Source organism: Pelovirga sp. (assembly GCF_059864205.1).
Window position 1 is genome coordinate 1 of the sequence record NZ_JCBCBS010000009.1, and the last position, 16,602, is coordinate 16,602.

14 protein-coding genes and 1 tRNA gene are annotated in these 16,602 nt (G+C 48.4%); 12 read left to right on the forward strand and 3 right to left on the reverse strand.

Annotated elements, in window-relative coordinates:
• The 9 genes from AC6F7T_RS00730 to AC6F7T_RS00770 all read left to right on the forward strand — a co-directional run.
• Positions 1–812: glycosyltransferase (locus AC6F7T_RS00730; RefSeq protein ID WP_500716033.1), on the forward strand; the 812-nt coding region annotated here is incomplete at its 5' end.
• 35 nt (positions 813–847) lie between these two features.
• Positions 848–1,915 (forward strand): DUF2304 family protein, encoded by a 1,068-nt coding sequence (locus AC6F7T_RS00735; protein ID WP_500716034.1) that lies wholly within the window; start codon positions 848–850, stop codon positions 1,913–1,915.
• 32 nt (positions 1,916–1,947) lie between these two features.
• Positions 1,948–3,063 (forward strand): GDP-mannose 4,6-dehydratase, encoded by a 1,116-nt coding sequence (gmd, locus tag AC6F7T_RS00740; protein WP_500716035.1) that lies wholly within the window; start codon positions 1,948–1,950, stop codon positions 3,061–3,063.
• A gap of 501 nt (positions 3,064–3,564) precedes the next feature.
• A complete protein-coding gene (locus AC6F7T_RS00745) occupies positions 3,565–4,536 on the forward strand; it encodes a GDP-mannose 4,6-dehydratase (RefSeq protein WP_500716036.1) in 972 nt (323 codons plus the stop codon).
• Entirely contained in the window at positions 4,533–5,660 is a 1,128-nt protein-coding gene (locus AC6F7T_RS00750) for a glycosyltransferase (protein ID WP_500716037.1), read from the forward strand. Before AC6F7T_RS00745 ends, AC6F7T_RS00750 begins: the two co-directional genes overlap by 4 nt.
• A gap of 52 nt (positions 5,661–5,712) precedes the next feature.
• Positions 5,713–7,068: a hypothetical protein gene (locus AC6F7T_RS00755; protein ID WP_500716038.1), complete on the forward strand. Its 1,356-nt coding sequence runs from the start codon at positions 5,713–5,715 to the stop codon at positions 7,066–7,068.
• Positions 7,069–7,337: 269 nt separating this feature from the next.
• Positions 7,338–8,417, forward strand: coding sequence for an IS5 family transposase (locus AC6F7T_RS00760; RefSeq protein WP_500716039.1), 1,080 nt, complete (start codon positions 7,338–7,340; stop codon positions 8,415–8,417).
• A gap of 312 nt (positions 8,418–8,729) precedes the next feature.
• Positions 8,730–9,161, forward strand: a complete 432-nt coding sequence (locus AC6F7T_RS00765) for a hypothetical protein (RefSeq protein WP_500716040.1) — start codon at positions 8,730–8,732, stop codon at positions 9,159–9,161.
• Positions 9,161–10,549, forward strand: coding sequence for a glycosyltransferase family 39 protein (locus AC6F7T_RS00770; protein ID WP_500716041.1), 1,389 nt, complete (start codon positions 9,161–9,163; stop codon positions 10,547–10,549). The genes AC6F7T_RS00765 and AC6F7T_RS00770 overlap by 1 nt, the downstream gene beginning before the upstream one ends.
• Before the next feature lie 290 nt (positions 10,550–10,839).
• Here the strand turns inward: AC6F7T_RS00770 and AC6F7T_RS00775 are convergent, their stop codons facing one another.
• Both AC6F7T_RS00775 and AC6F7T_RS00780 read right to left on the reverse strand, forming a co-directional pair.
• Positions 10,840–11,628 (reverse strand): cytochrome c3 family protein, encoded by a 789-nt coding sequence (locus AC6F7T_RS00775; protein WP_500716042.1) that lies wholly within the window; start codon positions 11,626–11,628, stop codon positions 10,840–10,842.
• Positions 11,629–11,939: 311 nt separating this feature from the next.
• Positions 11,940–12,015, reverse strand: a tRNA-Thr gene (locus tag AC6F7T_RS00780).
• Between the two features lie 145 nt (positions 12,016–12,160).
• Here AC6F7T_RS00780 and AC6F7T_RS00785 point away from each other — a divergent pair.
• The gene (locus tag AC6F7T_RS00785; RefSeq protein ID WP_500716043.1) at positions 12,161–12,595 is read left to right on the forward strand and encodes a transcriptional repressor; all 435 of its coding nucleotides are present in this window, start codon (positions 12,161–12,163) and stop codon (positions 12,593–12,595) included.
• 119 nt (positions 12,596–12,714) lie between these two features.
• Positions 12,715–13,293: a rubrerythrin gene (rbr, locus tag AC6F7T_RS00790; protein ID WP_500716044.1), complete on the forward strand. Its 579-nt coding sequence runs from the start codon at positions 12,715–12,717 to the stop codon at positions 13,291–13,293.
• A gap of 87 nt (positions 13,294–13,380) precedes the next feature.
• Here rbr and ftsH read toward each other — a convergent pair whose 3' ends face one another.
• The gene (gene ftsH / locus AC6F7T_RS00795) at positions 13,381–15,267 is read right to left on the reverse strand and encodes an ATP-dependent zinc metalloprotease FtsH (protein WP_500716046.1); all 1,887 of its coding nucleotides are present in this window, start codon (positions 15,265–15,267) and stop codon (positions 13,381–13,383) included.
• Positions 15,268–15,617: 350 nt separating this feature from the next.
• On the opposite strand from ftsH, the gene AC6F7T_RS00800 reads away from it, so the two are divergent.
• Positions 15,618–16,602 (forward strand): U32 family peptidase (locus tag AC6F7T_RS00800; RefSeq protein WP_500716045.1); only part of this gene is annotated, 985 nt, incomplete at its 3' end.

Genomic DNA, 16,602 nt, shown 5'->3' on the forward strand with positions numbered 1-16,602 from the left:
GCAACAATCGTGGTTTTGAGCAGGCTGGTGGTGACTATATCGTCACCTTGAACAACGATACCAGGGTCGCGCCGGACTGGCTGGAGCAGCTGGTTGCGGTTGCTGACAGCCATCCACAAGTCGGGATGGTCGCTTCCAGGATCTGTTCTTTTGATGATCCTGACCTGCTGGATTCTATCGGTATGGGTATCTGCCGCGACGGTATGGCGCGGGGAAAATACCGTAACCGTCGCTGGTCGACCTTACAGCTGGGGGATGTTGAAGAGGTTCTTGTCCCCAGCGCCTGCGCGGCACTCTATAAGCGGGCCATGATTGCCGAGGTCGGTTTTTTTGATGATGACTTTTTTGCCTATGCCGAGGATGTCGACCTGGGATTGCGCGGGTTGCTGGCGGGCTGGGATGCTGTTGCCGCGACGAAGGCGGTTGTATACCACAAATATTCACAGACTTCCGGAAAACTTTCCCCTTTCAAGGTTTATCTGGTTGAGCGTAATCACTATTGGGTGGTATTGAAAAGCTTCCCCATCGGTCAGTTATTGCTGCTGCCGTTTTTTACCTTGTGGCGCTATGTTGAACAGGTCCGCGCTGTGGTTGGCGGCGGTGGAACGGGAGGGGAGTTTCGCTCCGAAGGTTCGCAGTGGCTGTTGATCAAGGCAATCTTCAAGGCGACAATTGATGCCTTGAAGGGTGGCCGCCGTGTTTTAGCTGAACGGCGTAAGCTGATGGTAATACGCAAACGAACCATGAGGGATTTTGGCGCTTTGATGCAACGACATCGGATCAGTTTCAGAGAATTGCTGGATATTGACTGATCTTCCTTTCACAACCAGGCCATGAGCGGATAATTATGCCGGTATTTGTGTTCGACAGAATCCAGTTTTTCTCCATCATTTTCAGCCTGTTTATTTTCTTTTTTATTTTCAGTCTGGTCAAAAATCGGCGGGTGAAGGAGGAATATTCGATCCTCTGGTTCGCCATGAGCTTTTTTCTGTTGTATCTGTCCCTTGATCGGCATGCCATCGACCGCCTGGGGAGCCTGTTCGGTATCGCTTACCCCCCCAGTGTATTAACCCTGATGACTACCGGTTTTACTTTTCTGTTGCTGATCCATATAACCGTTGTTGTGACCCGGCTTTCAGAACAGAACAAGGAACTGATCCAGGAGATGGGCCTGGGGCGTCTCAGTCCTGGGGAGCGGCGTCATGATCTGTTGATCATTGTACCCGCCTACAACGAGGCCGCGAATATTGTTCGGGTTATTGAAGATCTGCAAGGTGCGGATTGCGAGCTGGACATTCTGATTATCAATGACGGCTCCGCTGATGCAACATCGCGGCTGGCAAGGGGTTACGAGGATGTTGTCGTGGTTGACCTGCCCAAGAATCTGGGCATCGGCGGCGCGGTACAGACCGGGTTTAAATATGCTGCCCGCCAGGGTTATCGGCGGGCGATGCAATTTGATGGCGACGGTCAGCACCTGGCCGCAGAAATCCCGAAAATGGTGACGGCACTTGAACAATCTCAGAGTGATATGGTCATCGGCTCACGATTTCTCGGCACCAATGCAGGATTTCGTTCCACCTTTGTCCGCCGCCTTGGAATCCGCGTATTTGATGCACTCAACTCCCTGTTGATCCGTCAGCGGGTTACCGACAATACCTCGGGGTTTCGACTTTATGAGCGCCGGGCGATTGAATTTCTGGCGGTGCATTACCCGGTTGATTATCCGGAACCGGAAGCCGTCATTTTACTGGGAAAAAACGGTTTTCGGATGTCCGAGGTGGCGGTTGAAATGCGCGAGCGTCAGGGCGGCGGGTCATCGATTGCCGGGATTCGCGGGGCTTATTACATGATCAAGGTGGTTCTGGCGGTTTTGATGACATCTTTACGTAAACCCTTGATCAAGCAAGGTTGAAAACTTAACTTTTAACGTCTAGAGGCTTGCATATGGCTGGAAAAAAGGCACTGATAACCGGAGTTACCGGCCAGGATGGTTCGTATCTGGCGGAATTGTTGCTCGAAAAAGGGTACGAAGTGCACGGTATCAAGCGCCGTGCCTCGCTGTTTAATACCCAGCGGGTCGATCATATCTATCAGGATCCGCACAATGAGAATACCAGATTTTTCCTCCATTACGGTGATCTGACCGATGCTTCCAACCTGACCCGGATTCTACAACAGATCCAGCCCGACGAGGTTTACAACCTGGGGGCGCAGTCACACGTGGCGGTGAGTTTTGAATCACCGGAATATACGGCTGATGTTGATGCCCTGGGTGCTTTGCGTCTCCTCGAAGCGATCCACCTGCTCGGGTTGGAGAAAAAAACCCGCTACTACCAGGCCTCCACTTCGGAGTTGTACGGCTTGGTCCATGAAACGCCGCAGAAAGAAACTACCTCCTTTTATCCCCGTTCACCTTATGCCGTGGCCAAGCTGTATGCCTACTGGATCACGATCAATTATCGTGAAGCTTACGGCATGTATGCCTGCAACGGGATTCTCTTCAATCATGAGTCTCCACGTCGGGGGGAGACCTTCGTTACCCGCAAGATTACCCGGGGTCTTTGTAATATCGCTCAGGGTTTGGAGGATTGTCTGTACATGGGGAACATGGATGCGCTGCGAGATTGGGGGCACGCCCGCGACTATGTCCGCGCCCAGTGGTTGATGCTGCAACAGGATGAACCGGAGGATTTTGTTATTGCAACAGGAAAGCAGTGTTCGGTGCGCGATTTTGTCCGAATGACTGCGACGGAACTGGGAATCAGTCTGGATTTTATTGGCAGTGGTGCTGAAGAACACGCCGTTGTAGCCGGCATCACCGGTAACAAGGCCCCGGCATTGAAGATTGGTGATATCGTGTTGCGTGTTGATCCGGGATACTTTCGTCCAACTGAAGTTGAGACACTCCTTGGGGATCCATCAAAAGTTCAGGAAAAACTTGGCTGGACGGCTGAGATCGGCGTTGAGGAATTGTGTGCGGAGATGGTTTCGGAAGACCTTAAAGTTGCCAGAAAGGATGCTTTTTTAAAAAGAAATGATTTCGAAGGCAACGAGTACTGATTGCGTATTGATGTCAGCTACATCAACGGTTACTGACCCGGTGTATAAATATCTGAATCCTGCGTTGGTGTAGGGGCGCGATTCATCGCGCCCTGTTTTGTGGACCTGTTTTGACAATCGGGCGCGATGAATCGCGCCCCTACATTTCAATATTTAACCGCTACAGCAATAAAAGCATCGGATTTAGGGATAAAGCAACTCTTCGACAATCGGTTAGGGCATATCACCAGTAAAGGGTCGTCAACGAGGACATATGTCTGGCAGCGCGGCAGGTACGTACTTTCAATAAACATCGCCACAACAAGAAGTTAAACGATGCCTGTTAGCTTCCTAGAGTGCTGGTTTGATAATTGCATTAAACCGGCTGAGTTTACGCAAAGGTCACGTTCTGAGGGGAAGGCCGATGAAAAGACTATCGTATGATTTTTTGTGAACTGTCGTTGTCGGCCATGTGTGGACCGGCGGTTTTTTTGTTATTGAACTTCAATGGGATATTTTCAAATGCGATGTTACGACTCTTTTCAACGAATCCTGGTCACAGGTGGTGCCGGTTTTCTGGGATCTCACCTCTGTGAGCGGTTGCTTGCCGATGGCAATGACGTGCTCTGTGTTGACAATTACTTCACAGGTCGTCGAGCAAATATTGCGCACCTTTTCGACAATCCTAATTTCGAGGTGATGCGCCACGACATCACTTTTCCGCTCTTTGTTGAAGTTGACCAGATCTACAATCTCGCTTGCCCCGCCGCACCAATCCACTATCAATTCGACCCGGTTCAGACCACCAAGGTCAGTGTGCATGGAGCCATCAACATGCTGGGGCTGGCAAAACGCACCAAAGCTCGAATTTTCCAGGCATCCACCAGTGAAGTGTATGGCGATCCCCTGGTGCATCCGCAAAAGGAGGATTACTGGGGCCACGTCAATCCGATCGGCATTCGTTCCTGTTATGACGAGGGCAAGCGCTGCGCCGAAACCCTGTTTTTTGACTATCATCGTCAATGTGGAACCGAAATCAAGGTCGCCCGTATCTTCAATACCTACGGACCACGCATGCACATCAACGATGGGCGTGTCGTTTCCAATTTTATCGTTCAAGCCCTGCGCGGTGAGGATATCACCCTGTTTGGCGATGGTTCCCAATCTCGTTCTTTCTGCTATGTTGATGACCTGATTGACGGCATTGTTCGACTGATGGCCACCCCGGCAGAGGTGACGGGGCCGATGAATCTGGGTAATCCGGTGGAAACGACAATCAAAGAACTTGCCCAAATGGTTATTGATATGGTTGGAACAACATCCAAAATTGTTTACAAACCGCTGCCCAGCGATGACCCTAAACAACGTCAGCCTGATATTTCTTACGCAAAAGATATGCTGGCATGGGAGCCACGGATCCGCCTGGAAGAAGGACTGAAAAAGACCGTTGCCTATTTTGAGGGTGTTTTGACTGAAGGGAATGTTCCAGAATGATTACTGATAATGAAATGAACAGTCCAGAGTCCGTAAGCTGTACTCTGAGTTTAATTGTTCCCTGCTACAACGAGGAATTGACCCTTGCCCACTGTATTGATCGGGTATTAAAGCTTAAATCGAAACAGATTGATTTAGAGATTATCATCGTCGATGACTGTTCAAAAGATCAAAGTCTCAAAGTGGCACATCAACTGGCGAGTCAACATCCAGAAATCAAGGTTCTTGCACATCCTGTCAATCGAGGAAAAGGCGCTGCCTTACGCACAGGGTTTCAGCATGCAACAGGCGACTTTGTTGGTGTTCAGGATGCTGATCTCGAGTACGAACCTCTGGAATACCGCAAGCTACTTGAGCCATTACTGGAAGATAAGGCTGACGTGGTATTTGGTTCGCGATATCTGCGACCCGGAACACGAAGGGCCCTTTATTTCTGGCACAGTTGGATGAACAGGACACTGACAACCCTGTCCAACATGATGACCAATCTCGACATCTCCGATATGGAAACCTGCTACAAGCTTTTTCGGCGGGAGATTATCCAGTCCCTGGATCTCAAGGAGGAGCGTTTTGGTATTGAGCCGGAGATGGTGTCCAAAATAGCTCAGATGCGCTGCCGCGTTTATGAGTGCGCAATCAGCTATAATCCGCGCACCTATGAGGAAGGTAAAAAGATCGGCTGGAAAGACGGCTTACGCGCTCTTTACTGTATTCTTCACTATAGTGCCAACACGGCACCGTTACCGATGCAGCTTCTTTTATATTTGTTCATCGGCGGTGCAAGTGCGGTATGCAATATTTCATTCTTCAGCATGTTGTTTGGCTTGGGTGTTGGGCTGTCAACCTCCGTCGTTGCATCTTTTGCGGGTGCGGCGTTAGTGAATTATCTGCTGTGTATTACGCTGTTATTTCGCCATAAGGCACGTTGGACAACAGGTGGTGAAATTGTCGCCTACTTACTTACTCTTGCAATCATGGGGATTTTTGATGCTGGCATTACTCTTGGCCTAGCTAGTATTGGAGTAACACCAATCATAAGCAAAACACTGGCAACGGCTTTTGGATTTGCAGGCAACTTTCTATTGAGACGTTACTTGGTATTCCCAGAAAAAAGCATTGCCTGAATTAAGGATATTTATTTGCTGTTTTAATATTACTTAGTTTTAGAACTAATAAATGATGAAAAATATAAAAACAAAACTATCTAACTATGTATATAATTATGAAAGTAAAATCGTTTTTTTGTTATCATCAATTGTGGTAATAAGACTATTTTATTTCATAAATAAGTTTTCTGTTAATGTAATTTACCATGATCAGTGGGATTTCTATACACCACTTTTTGAAAATTATAGTTTCTGGCAACTTTTTACATGGGAGCATGGTCCACATCGTCAAGGTATTGGGATGATCGTTACCAGTTTCTTGGCAAACATGAACAGCTGGGATACTCGAATTGACGCTTATGCAGTTGGCGCGCTAATGTTTATCGCTTTTTGCATTGCCATACACCTAAAATATCGACTTTTTAAAAAGATAGAGTTAAGTGATATAATTATCACTATGTTATTTTTCACACTGTTCCAATATGAAATTTTTACTGTTGTGCCAAATTTGTCTTACGCAGCTTTCCCGATTCTTATGCTTATGCTTTACTGTACAGGAATTCTTATCGAGAACTACAATGTAAGGTATATAGTTCTTTTATTTTTAAATTTTTTACTTATTTATACAGGATTTGGTTTTTTTGTCGGGCCAATTACTATTACCTTGATCTTGATTGATTTATACCAAAGCAAACTGAAAAAAGAACGATTTCGATTTTTAATTTTTTATTTATTTTTAGCTATTGCATCATTATCTTCTTTTTTCATTTCTCATAATTATGATACTGCCAATCCTAGTTTTGGTTTCTCTGTTTCTTATTTTTTACAATACCCAATTTTTGTGAGTTTGATGTTCGCAACTTATTTGGGATGGCATACCTCTATCGTTGGACAGCTCGTTGCCATATTAGTAGGAACATTAATTTTATCATTGGTAATTTTGGTATGGTTGCGTTGCATCAAAGTAATTATTAGGGATGCTTATTCTAATAGAACTATTTTAATCATTGGAGTTCTTCTTAGTTTCACTCTTTTGTTTTGCCTTAGTACAGCGATAGGAAGAGTTCAGCTAGGTGTTGAATCTGCTCAGGCAAACCGTTATGTGACTTTCATGATACCAGCTTTTTTTGCGATATATTTGTATTTAATTTCTATAAGAAAAACAATTTTTCTGAAATATATACTATTATTATTTTTCCTTTCATCGACAGCTGGATCATTACCAATTAGCAAGGTAAATAATTTGGGATATAAGACATATAATGAAAAAAAAATCTGGGTAGAATGTTATTTACAACATGAAAGCACAAAAAAATGCTATGAAATTACTAAGAATGAACATTTTTATATAATGGAGTACCCTGATATTGATAAAAAATTAGCCTTTCTAAAGAAACATAAATTAAACTTATATTTACAAAAATAGCAACATCATGGTTAACGACCTACCAGTCAACTTGCTCACATTACAAAAGAATCTTGCTAGCAGACGCATACTCTGTTCAAGTTCTGGGTTGCCCCTGAGTTGGCCCGAAGCCACAAAACGCTCTCAGACAGCTGCACTCAAAACCGCCACCTTTAAACTAGCAGGTTGTTGAAAAACTATTTGTTCAAGCCCCTGATTTTACTAGGTTCACGATCTTAGTTTTGCTATAATTCCGCGCATAACCATCCGATTTTACAGGAGAAAGTGTTATGCGCGGCGAAGAACAAAACCAGCAGGCCATGTTCAGTTATGTCTCTCCGGAAGCTCGGGTTCCCAAGGATCATCCGCTGCGTCCTATACGGATCATGGTCGACAATGCGCTGAATCATTTGGCTCCCTTGTTTCGGGAGATGTATTCACATACCGGTCGGCCATCGATCCCACCGGAGCAACTCTTGCGGGCCTCTTTGCTGCAAGTGCTCTACTCCATCCGCAGTGAACGGATGCTGGTGGAGCAACTGGATTACAATCTGCCGTTTCGTTGGTTTGTCGGCTTGTCCATGGATGACAAGGTCTGGAATCACTCCAGTTTTTCCAAGAACCGGGAACGTCTGATGCCGTTTGAGGTGGCAACCGCGTTCTTTCAAGCCACTAAAGAACTGGCGGTGCGGGCCGGGTTGACGTCGAAAGACCATTTTACCGTCGATGGGACCCTGATCGAAGCCTGGGCCTCGATGAAAAGCTTTCGTCCCAAGGATGACAAGAAACAGGACCCTCCGGAAGGTGGTGGTCGCAATCCCGAGGTGGATTTCAAAGGGCAGAAGCGCAAGAACGACACGCATCAGTCCACCACCGACCCGGATGCCCGGTTACTCAGAAAGGGCAAAGGCAAGGAAGCGAAGCTCTGCTTTATGGGTCATGCTCTGATGGAAAACCGCAACGGCTTGGTGGTCGATAGCCGATTGACCCTGGCCAACAGTACCGCTGAATGGGATGCCGCTCTGGAAATGGTCGAAAACCTGCCGGGAACACATCAGATAACCGTTGGTGCTGACAAAGGGTACGACGTGCCAGCCTTTGTCAACGGATTACGAGAGCGGTCAGCAACACCGCACGTCGCCCGGAAAGACAAGGGCACGGCGATTGATCGGCGTACGACCCGACATGATGGGTATCAGGTGAGCCAGCGCATCCGCAAACAAGTTGAGGAGATATTCGGTTGGCTCAAGACTATCGGATGTCTGCGCAAAACACGCCATCGAGGCCTCGACCTGGTTGGCTGGGTCTTTGAGTTTGCCATGAGCGCGTATAATCTGATTCGGATGCGGAATCTGATCTGGGGAACATAGCAAAAAGGGGGCAATGCGCCGATTGAGGGCAAAAAAACCCTCAAAGGGACCTTGAAACAGAAACATTTACCCAGAAAACCGACGAAACATAGATTGTCAAAGATCAAAATAGCTTCTTCGGGAGTTGATGATCAGCTCCCGGTTAGTTTTTCAACACCCTGCTGGTGGTTGCGGCTCATCGCTACTTTCAATTCTGGATGAACAACTTCTGTGTTGCGAGCCGCTGACTTGGACACTTTGCCGTTCATTTATTTTACGGAGTCGAATTGATGTGGACACCAGCCAAACCCTGCTTTTTTTCGGCAAGATAAAATGAAAAATAATACAAGAAAAGATAACGCTTGGTTTTTTTCAACATATGCGGTTATTGCTGTAGCAGCTGTACTTATAATGTTACCAATAATTAAAACACTGATAGATCCACAAAAACCGACAACTCAAATGCTGTCAAATTTTAGAAATACAGACTCATTCAATCTGCGACTCAACCAGCTTCAACACTTACTATCCCCAGTGGAACAATATTTAACAGAAGATGCAACTCTGCTCTTTATTGGCAACGAAGATCTTTTCCCGTATATGCAAGCAGTCCTTGCCCCAAGGCGTATAAGTTCACATATAGATTCCAACTTTTTACTGATTCATGCTGCTGAAGGTGAGTTTTTAAGAAATAAGGCTGAGGGAGCTAGCCTTGTTGTCTTATTAAGCCGAGACTTAGGCTTATTCCGGAAGGTGGCACCCTAATGATTTTCTTTATAACAAGTATTTGCATGGCTTTTTTTCTTGGTCTTCTTATCCTTTGGCGGTTTTGGCCGGATTCTAAGCCTCCAATTTTTATGCTTTCCGTGTTGGCCCTTCCAGTGGGCTGGGCTTTTACAAGCGCATTGTTTTTTTTATGGCTGGCTATTTCAGGTGGAAAAAGCAGTTGGTACCCAATCATAGAAGCCGTAATCATCTTTTCTGCGGCGTTATCATGTTTTAGATTTCAAAAAAAATCTAAAAAAACATACTGCTTTCAAATGCTGAAAGACAAACTTTTTCTTCTTAGTTTTTTAGGTGTTCTTTGTGTTTCTGCCGCAAGTTTTGCAATTGTTATAAAAAAAGCAGCATTGAACCCTTGGGGTCGCTGGGATGCTTGGGCTCGTATCAATTTAAAAGGAAAGTTTCTATTCGAGGGGGGTGAATCTTGGACCTGGATATTTGAAAGTAGTCAAATTGCACACAGTGACTACCCCCTACTTCTTGCAGCGACGGTAGCGCGGACATGGGCATGGATGGGAGAAATGCCTCACCTTGCTCCACAAGTGATCAGCGTAGTTTGGGGAATATTATCAGTAATGATTCTATTTCTTCTAATCAGTTGGTTACGTGACCCGATCATTGCTATAATCATGTGCCTAGCCTATCTTTCTTTCACCCCACTATTTTATTGGGCATCAAGTCAGTATTCAGATATTCCTTTAATCACATATATGCTTTCCTGCTGTGCCATGTTAATCGCCGCGCAGCAAAATAATATCGACAATCAAGGTTTTGTTTTTTTAGCAGGAATATTTGCCGGAGCTGCCACGTGGTGCAAAAATGAAGGAATTCTATTTCTATTTGTTATTTTAGTTTGGTGGCTTTACCTTTTATCAAAAAATCATATGAAAGAGAAATTGAGATCGACCTTTTTTTTATTAGTTGGGTGTGGTTCGATCGGAATCACTGTCTTGATACAAAAAGTCTTATTCTCAGGAAAATCTGACATTATTGGTTCGCACTTAATATCATCACTAAGCCACATGATAAATCTTGAAAGACATATTTTTATATATGATGAAACTAAATTTTATATTAGCGTTTTTTGGAATTGGTGGGCAATTTTAATGCTATCTATTGCTTTTTTGTTTTATTTTATCAAAAATAAAAATTCAATAGGAAACTTCGGTCCATTATTTTGTACTTTAGGACTATCTGTTGTTTACTACTTTGTTCTGATAACTACGCCTTATGATCTATCATGGCACGTTGGTACAGCATTAGATCGCTTATTTCTCCAACTTTGGCCCATGATGCTTTTCGGGCTTGCGGTTATTATTGAAAGTAGAATCGATGGTACACCCGAATACAACAAAATCGCTGCGTCATAAAAGATGCTGATTATTCTCAAGCTATCAATCGATCCCAGTCCTGCTCAAATACATCAATGCTAGCTCGCCCAGGCTCTGTTGATCTGTCTGTCAATCGCTGACATCCCTCTCGTCAAATTCCTTCCATCGACCTGCCGACCAAGTCGAGCTGCATCCCTTTGACCATCATTGCGATGCAGTCAATCAAGCGTGAACTCTGTGCTGTTTTACCGATCGGTGTCGATCCGTGCTTAAATCTCGTTGCGCTGATCGGAGCAGCACCCGCAATGATGCTGCTCCGATGGTTATGGTTACAGGTTATTCAGGTCGTGAGCCGTATTGTGGCAGTCGCCGCAATTGGGAAATTTATTATGAATACCTGCGGCATGGGGTTGTCCATGACACGTGGTACACGAAGCGGCGGCAGCATGCTGACCGGCATGACAATCAACACAGGTTGTGGTGTTGTGTTTGGTTTTGGTCGCCTGGAGCTGGTTGAAGGCGGTACCGTGACAGGCCGCGCACAAATTATTGGCGGTCGTTGCCGGGTACTCCAGCAGGGTCGGCTGATGTGCGGCGTGACAGGTGGCGCAGTCGGTTACGGCCATTTCGGGCGAATGTGAGGCATGGCAGGTCATGCAATCCGGCGTGTAGCCATGGGTATCGGCATGACAATAGTTACAGGAGACCTGGCTGTGGACGCTCGGGTTGGCGTCCATTTCCTTGCCCTGCTGTTCGTGGCAGGTCAGGCATTCCATTTTCAGTTCACCGGTCAGGGTGACCTTGAGGGGCTGGTGTGGATTATGACAGCCGTTACAGGTGTTCAGGGCGTAATGGTTGGTCCCGACGTGACAGTCCGCACAGGAAGGAATATTGCTGGCACTCATGGGGCGATGCTGGACATGGCAGTCCAGGCAGTTGATGGCAAACTGGTGCGCTGCACCGTCATCGGCGACTTGACGGGTTTCCAGGGCGTGGCATTTGATGCAGTCGTTAACGGTGAGGGTGGAAGCAGATACCGAAGCGCCAAAAACCAGGAATAGCGCCCCTGACAGGAACAGGGTGAGAAAAAATTTGTGAGTAATACGACGAATAAACATGAAACCTCCTGATTAAATTAGTACACGTGGAATTTGTGGTGGCAGCACAAATGTCAGATAACAGTTCGAGATCATAGCACATAAAGTTGATTAGACAATAATCAAAATTGCACCGAGCAGCTCCTCAAGGTGGCGGTAAGGACGACAGATAAAAAAATCTGCGACACAAAGGGTGCCGGAAAACCCGGATTGCTGAGGTGATCTTTGGTTTCCGATTGGTAGGCTCAACAGTCCGGGTGCCATGCTTGGCAGCCAGCGGGCAAAAATGACCAAAGGGCTACAGCGAAAACACTGTAACCCTTTGTTTTTATTGGAGCCACCAGGCGGAGTCGAACCGCCGACTTGCTGATTACGAATCAGCTACTCTACCAACTGAGTTATGGTGGCAAGCAGGTGAACTTTCTACCCCAGTTGCAAAGGTTGAGTCAATACGGATAACGGCTGCGGCTGTTTGCGGGGAACGATGGTTGACTTTTGCCCGCACATTGAACGATTATCTAGGAACTTTTCTTAATAAGGTGGTATCCAGAGAGTGAAGATAACAGTTAAAGAACAGATGGATATATTTCAGGCTTCCTGCCGCCGCCAGAATTTACGTCTGACGCCGCAACGACTTGAAATATATAGAGAACTGGTGCAAGCCTCGGATCATCCGAGTGCCGAACAGTTGTATCTGCGTCTTCATGACAAAATGCCGACCCTGTCGCTGGATACCATCTATCGTACTCTCTCGACCCTTGTTCAGCATGGTCTGGTCAATCGGGTCGAAACCGTTGAAAGTCAGGCGCGTTTTGAAGTGGCCCACGTCCGCCACCATCATCTGATCTGTAGCTGTTGTAAGAAGATTATGGATTTTGACTGGGCACCCATTGATCAACTTGATCTGCCGGAAGAGGTGCGGCAGTGGGGGAAAGTTTACAGTAAGAATGTGGTGATTTACGGCGTTTGCAAGGACTGTCTGGCATAGCTTTACCAATCACCAGTGTCAGGGGTTAATAAACTGCCATCCCCGGGAGATTTCTCCCCATGTACTGCTGCTTGCCCTTTACCGTTGGGCATTTTTACAACACCAGGAGGAAAAAAATCATGGAAAAAAGCATCAAAGGAACGGCAACCGAGAAAAATCTGCTCAAAGCCTTTGCCGGCGAAAGCCAGGCGCGTAATCGCTATACTTATCACGGAGCCATTGCCAAAAAAGAAGGATTCATGCAGATTGCCCAGGTCTTTGAGGAAACAGCCAACCATGAAAAAGAGCATGCCAAGCGCTTTTTCAAGTTTCTTGACGGGGGCGATCTGGAAATTACCGCCATGTATCCAGCCGGCAAGATGGGCACCACTGCCGAGAATCTGCTTGCAGCCGCCATCGGCGAGCACGAAGAGCATCAAGACCTCTATCCGGCCTTTGCTGCTGTGGCCGACACGGAAGGTTTCCCCAAGGTAGCCGAGGCTTTTCGGGCCATCGCTATCTCGGAAAAGCAGCACGAAAAGCGTTTTCGTGGTCTGTTGGCCAACCTTGACGCCGGCAAAGTATTTAAAAAAGACGAGAAAGTGGTCTGGCGCTGTCTGAATTGCGGCTATCTGCATGAGGGGGTTAGCGCCCCGAAGGAGTGCAAGGCCTGTATCCATCCCCAGGATCATTTTGAACTGTTGGCGGAAAACTGGTAGGTTGTGGTCTTTTGATTTGGTTGAAATCTCCAGCCGCCCTGATAGCCCGGGCGGCTGCGGAGAGGGTACCCGGTCAGCAAGCGCTGATCAGTCCGCCTGGGCAGGCAGGCGTATCTTTTCGTTGCCTTCAAGAAATCGCTCGAACCCCTCCTGGTCGATCGATTCCTCTGCCAGCAGGCGTTGGGCGAGGAGGTCGAGCAATTTACGGTTTGCGTTGAGGACTTCTTTCGCTGCCGTTTCAGCGGAGTTGACCAGCTGCCTGATCTCCTGATCAATGATCCACGCTGTGCGTTCGCTGAAGGTTTTTTCTGTGGTCAGTTTGCGCCCAAGAAAGGGGTGCTCTTCGCCACGCGGGTAACTTAAGGGGCCAAGACGCTCGCTCATCCCCCATTGGCAAACCATTTTCTCGGCCAGATCCATCACCTGTTTCAGATCGTTCTGTGCTCCGGTAGAGGTTTCTTTAAAGACCACAGCCTCTGCCACCCGGCCGCCGAGCATCACACTCATCCGATTCAGCAAATAACTGCGGTTATAATGATAACGATCGTCGGTTGGCAGCTGCTGGGTAATACCAAGCGCCTGGCCACGCGGTATGATAGTGATCTTGTGGATCGGATCGGTATGCGGCAGCGCCTTGGCGACCAGGGCGTGACCGGCTTCATGAACGGCGGTGATGTGGCGCTCAAGGTCGGACATGAAGAGTTTTCGTTCCATTCCCATCAACTGCCGATCCTTGGCCTGTTCCATGTGATTCATCCTGACCATGTCGTCATCTTCGCGCGCAGCAATAAGGGCCGCTTCGTTGACCAGGCCGCGCAAGTCAGCACCAACCATGCCGGGGGTGCCTTTGGCGATCACTTCCAGATTAACATCGTCCGCCAGCGGCATGTTGCGCGTGTGAACCTTGAGGATTTCGACACGATCACGCCAGTCGGGGCGACCGATAACCACCAGACGGTCAAAGCGACCGGGACGCAACAGGGCGGTATCCAGCACATCGGGACGATTGGTCGCGGCCAGCACAATGACCTCATCGTGAGGGTCGAAGCCGTCCAGTTCCGATAGCAGCTGGTTGAGGGTTTGCTCCCGTTCGTCATGACCACCGCCCAGGCCGGTTCCACGAGCCCGGCCAACGGCATCCAGTTCGTCGACAAAAATGATGCTGGGCGCGTTTTTTTTCGCCGTGTTAAACAGATCACGCACGCGGCTGGCGCCGACGCCGACAAACATCTCGATAAACTGGGAGGCCGAAATACTGTAAAAGGGCACTCCTGCTTCACCGGCAACGGCCTTGGCCATCAAGGTTTTACCGGTGCCTGGTGGTCCGGTAAGCAGCACCCCGCGCGGTACCTGTCCGCCCAGGCGGGAAAATTTTTCCGGATTGCGCAGATAGATGATAATTTCCTGCAGTTCCTGTTTTGCCTCCGCCTGGCCGGCAACCTCGGCGAAGGTGATCGGTGATTTCTCGCGCGTGTAGAGCTTGGCTCCGGATTCCCCCATCTTGTTGAGCAGACCTCCTGTTAGCCCCCCCTGTTTGCGGGCCCGGTTTAAAATCAACAGCCAGATGCCGATAATAATGAGCCAGGGCAGCAGGTTGATCAGCCAGTATGGGGGGTCTTCGGTTTTTTGAGCTTTAAAGGAAACATCGTGTTCTTCGAGCAGGGGCAGCAGCTCCGTATCGGCAAACGGGGGGAGAACTGTTTCGAAGCGCTCGAAGCTTTCAATGCTTTCACTGGTGGTAGCGATCCGCTGTTCCGGGGCCAGAGCAATCGGGGCAAAGAAGTGTCCTGACAATGTGTCTCCTTCCAGGGTCACTTCGGCTATCTGGTCGTCCTTGAGCAGTTGTTTGAACAGACTATAGCCGATTTCTGCGGATCTCTCGGTGGCGGGAGGGGCAACCATCATGCTGTACAGGCCGTTGAGAAAGAGCAGCAGCACGATCAGTAGCAGAAGTCTGTTCCAGGGACTGTTCATATGCATGTTCTTTCTTGGTCCATGGGGTGTAAAAGAACGAATGGTGCGAGAATGTCTGTGCTGTTAATGAGTTCTTGTTCAGCACGGGGTCGGAGCTGCCACGCCAAGGGACACTTTGCGCCGTCCATGGCCGTTCGACTGTCGCCCTCCATGGCGCGACAGTCGCCCTTGTCATGGTAGCCCCGACCCCGTGCAAAGTGGCTGGTAAATAGTTACTTTAATTATAACGAAGAAAAAATAGAATGCGACCATCGCCAGGCCGTTGCTTTTGCTTGCGCTGTTTTCTCTGTGCATTTTTATGTTATGCTCCCGCGCTGCGATAGGAACATGCTGCGAGAAAGAGACTATTAATGATGATCGATTCGTCTGCCCACCGACCGGAACTGCTGCTTCCCGCCGGTGACATGGAAAAACTTAAAACCGCCGTGCGTTTTGGTGCCGACGCTATTTATCTGGGAAGTGAGGCGTTCGGTCTACGTGCCCATGCCGGCAACTTCTCGCTGGATGATCTGCGTCAGGCGCGAACAATTACCGCCGCTGCCCATGTCGCCCTCTATCTGACCCTTAACGCCTCCCTGCGCCCGTCGGAATTTACTGCTTTAGAAGCATTGCTGGAAGAGCTCAAGCCGTTGAATCTGGATGCCTATATCGTCGCCGATCCGGGGGTGTTGACGACCATCCAGCGCGTTGATCCGCGGCGGGCGATCCATATGTCAACCCAGATTAACAGCTGCAACCCGCGGGCGGCAGAATTCTGGCGTCAAAGCGGTGCCTCCCGCATCAACCTGGCGCGGGAACTGACGTTGGGGGATATTCGTGCCTTTGCCGGGCAGACAGCGATAGAGCTTGAGTGTTTTGTCCATGGTGCCATGTGTGTCGCCCATTCCGGACGCTGCCTGCTCTCCACCGCTCTGCTTGAGCGCAGTGCCAATCGCGGCGACTGCGCCCAGCCCTGTCGCTGGAACTATGCCCTGGTGGAAGAGACCCGTCCGGATGAGCGCTTTGCCATCGAGGAGGATGAGCGCGGCACCTATATCATGAACAGCCGTGATCTGTGCCTGATCGACCAGCTGCCGCAGTTGCTGGACGCTGGAATCCGCAGTTTCAAGGTGGAAGGGCGGATGAAGAGCCTCTATTACGTGGCGACGACAGCGCGCATTTACCGCGCTGCGATCGATCGTTTGAGTGTTGATCCGACCGCTGTCGATCCGCTCTGGCGCAGTGAGCTGGAAAAGGTCAGCCATCGCCCCTATACCACCGGACTGTTGCTCGGTGATGAAGGCGCGGCGATTCACGCCGCTGATACCCATTATGTGCGTACTCACGATTTTGTCG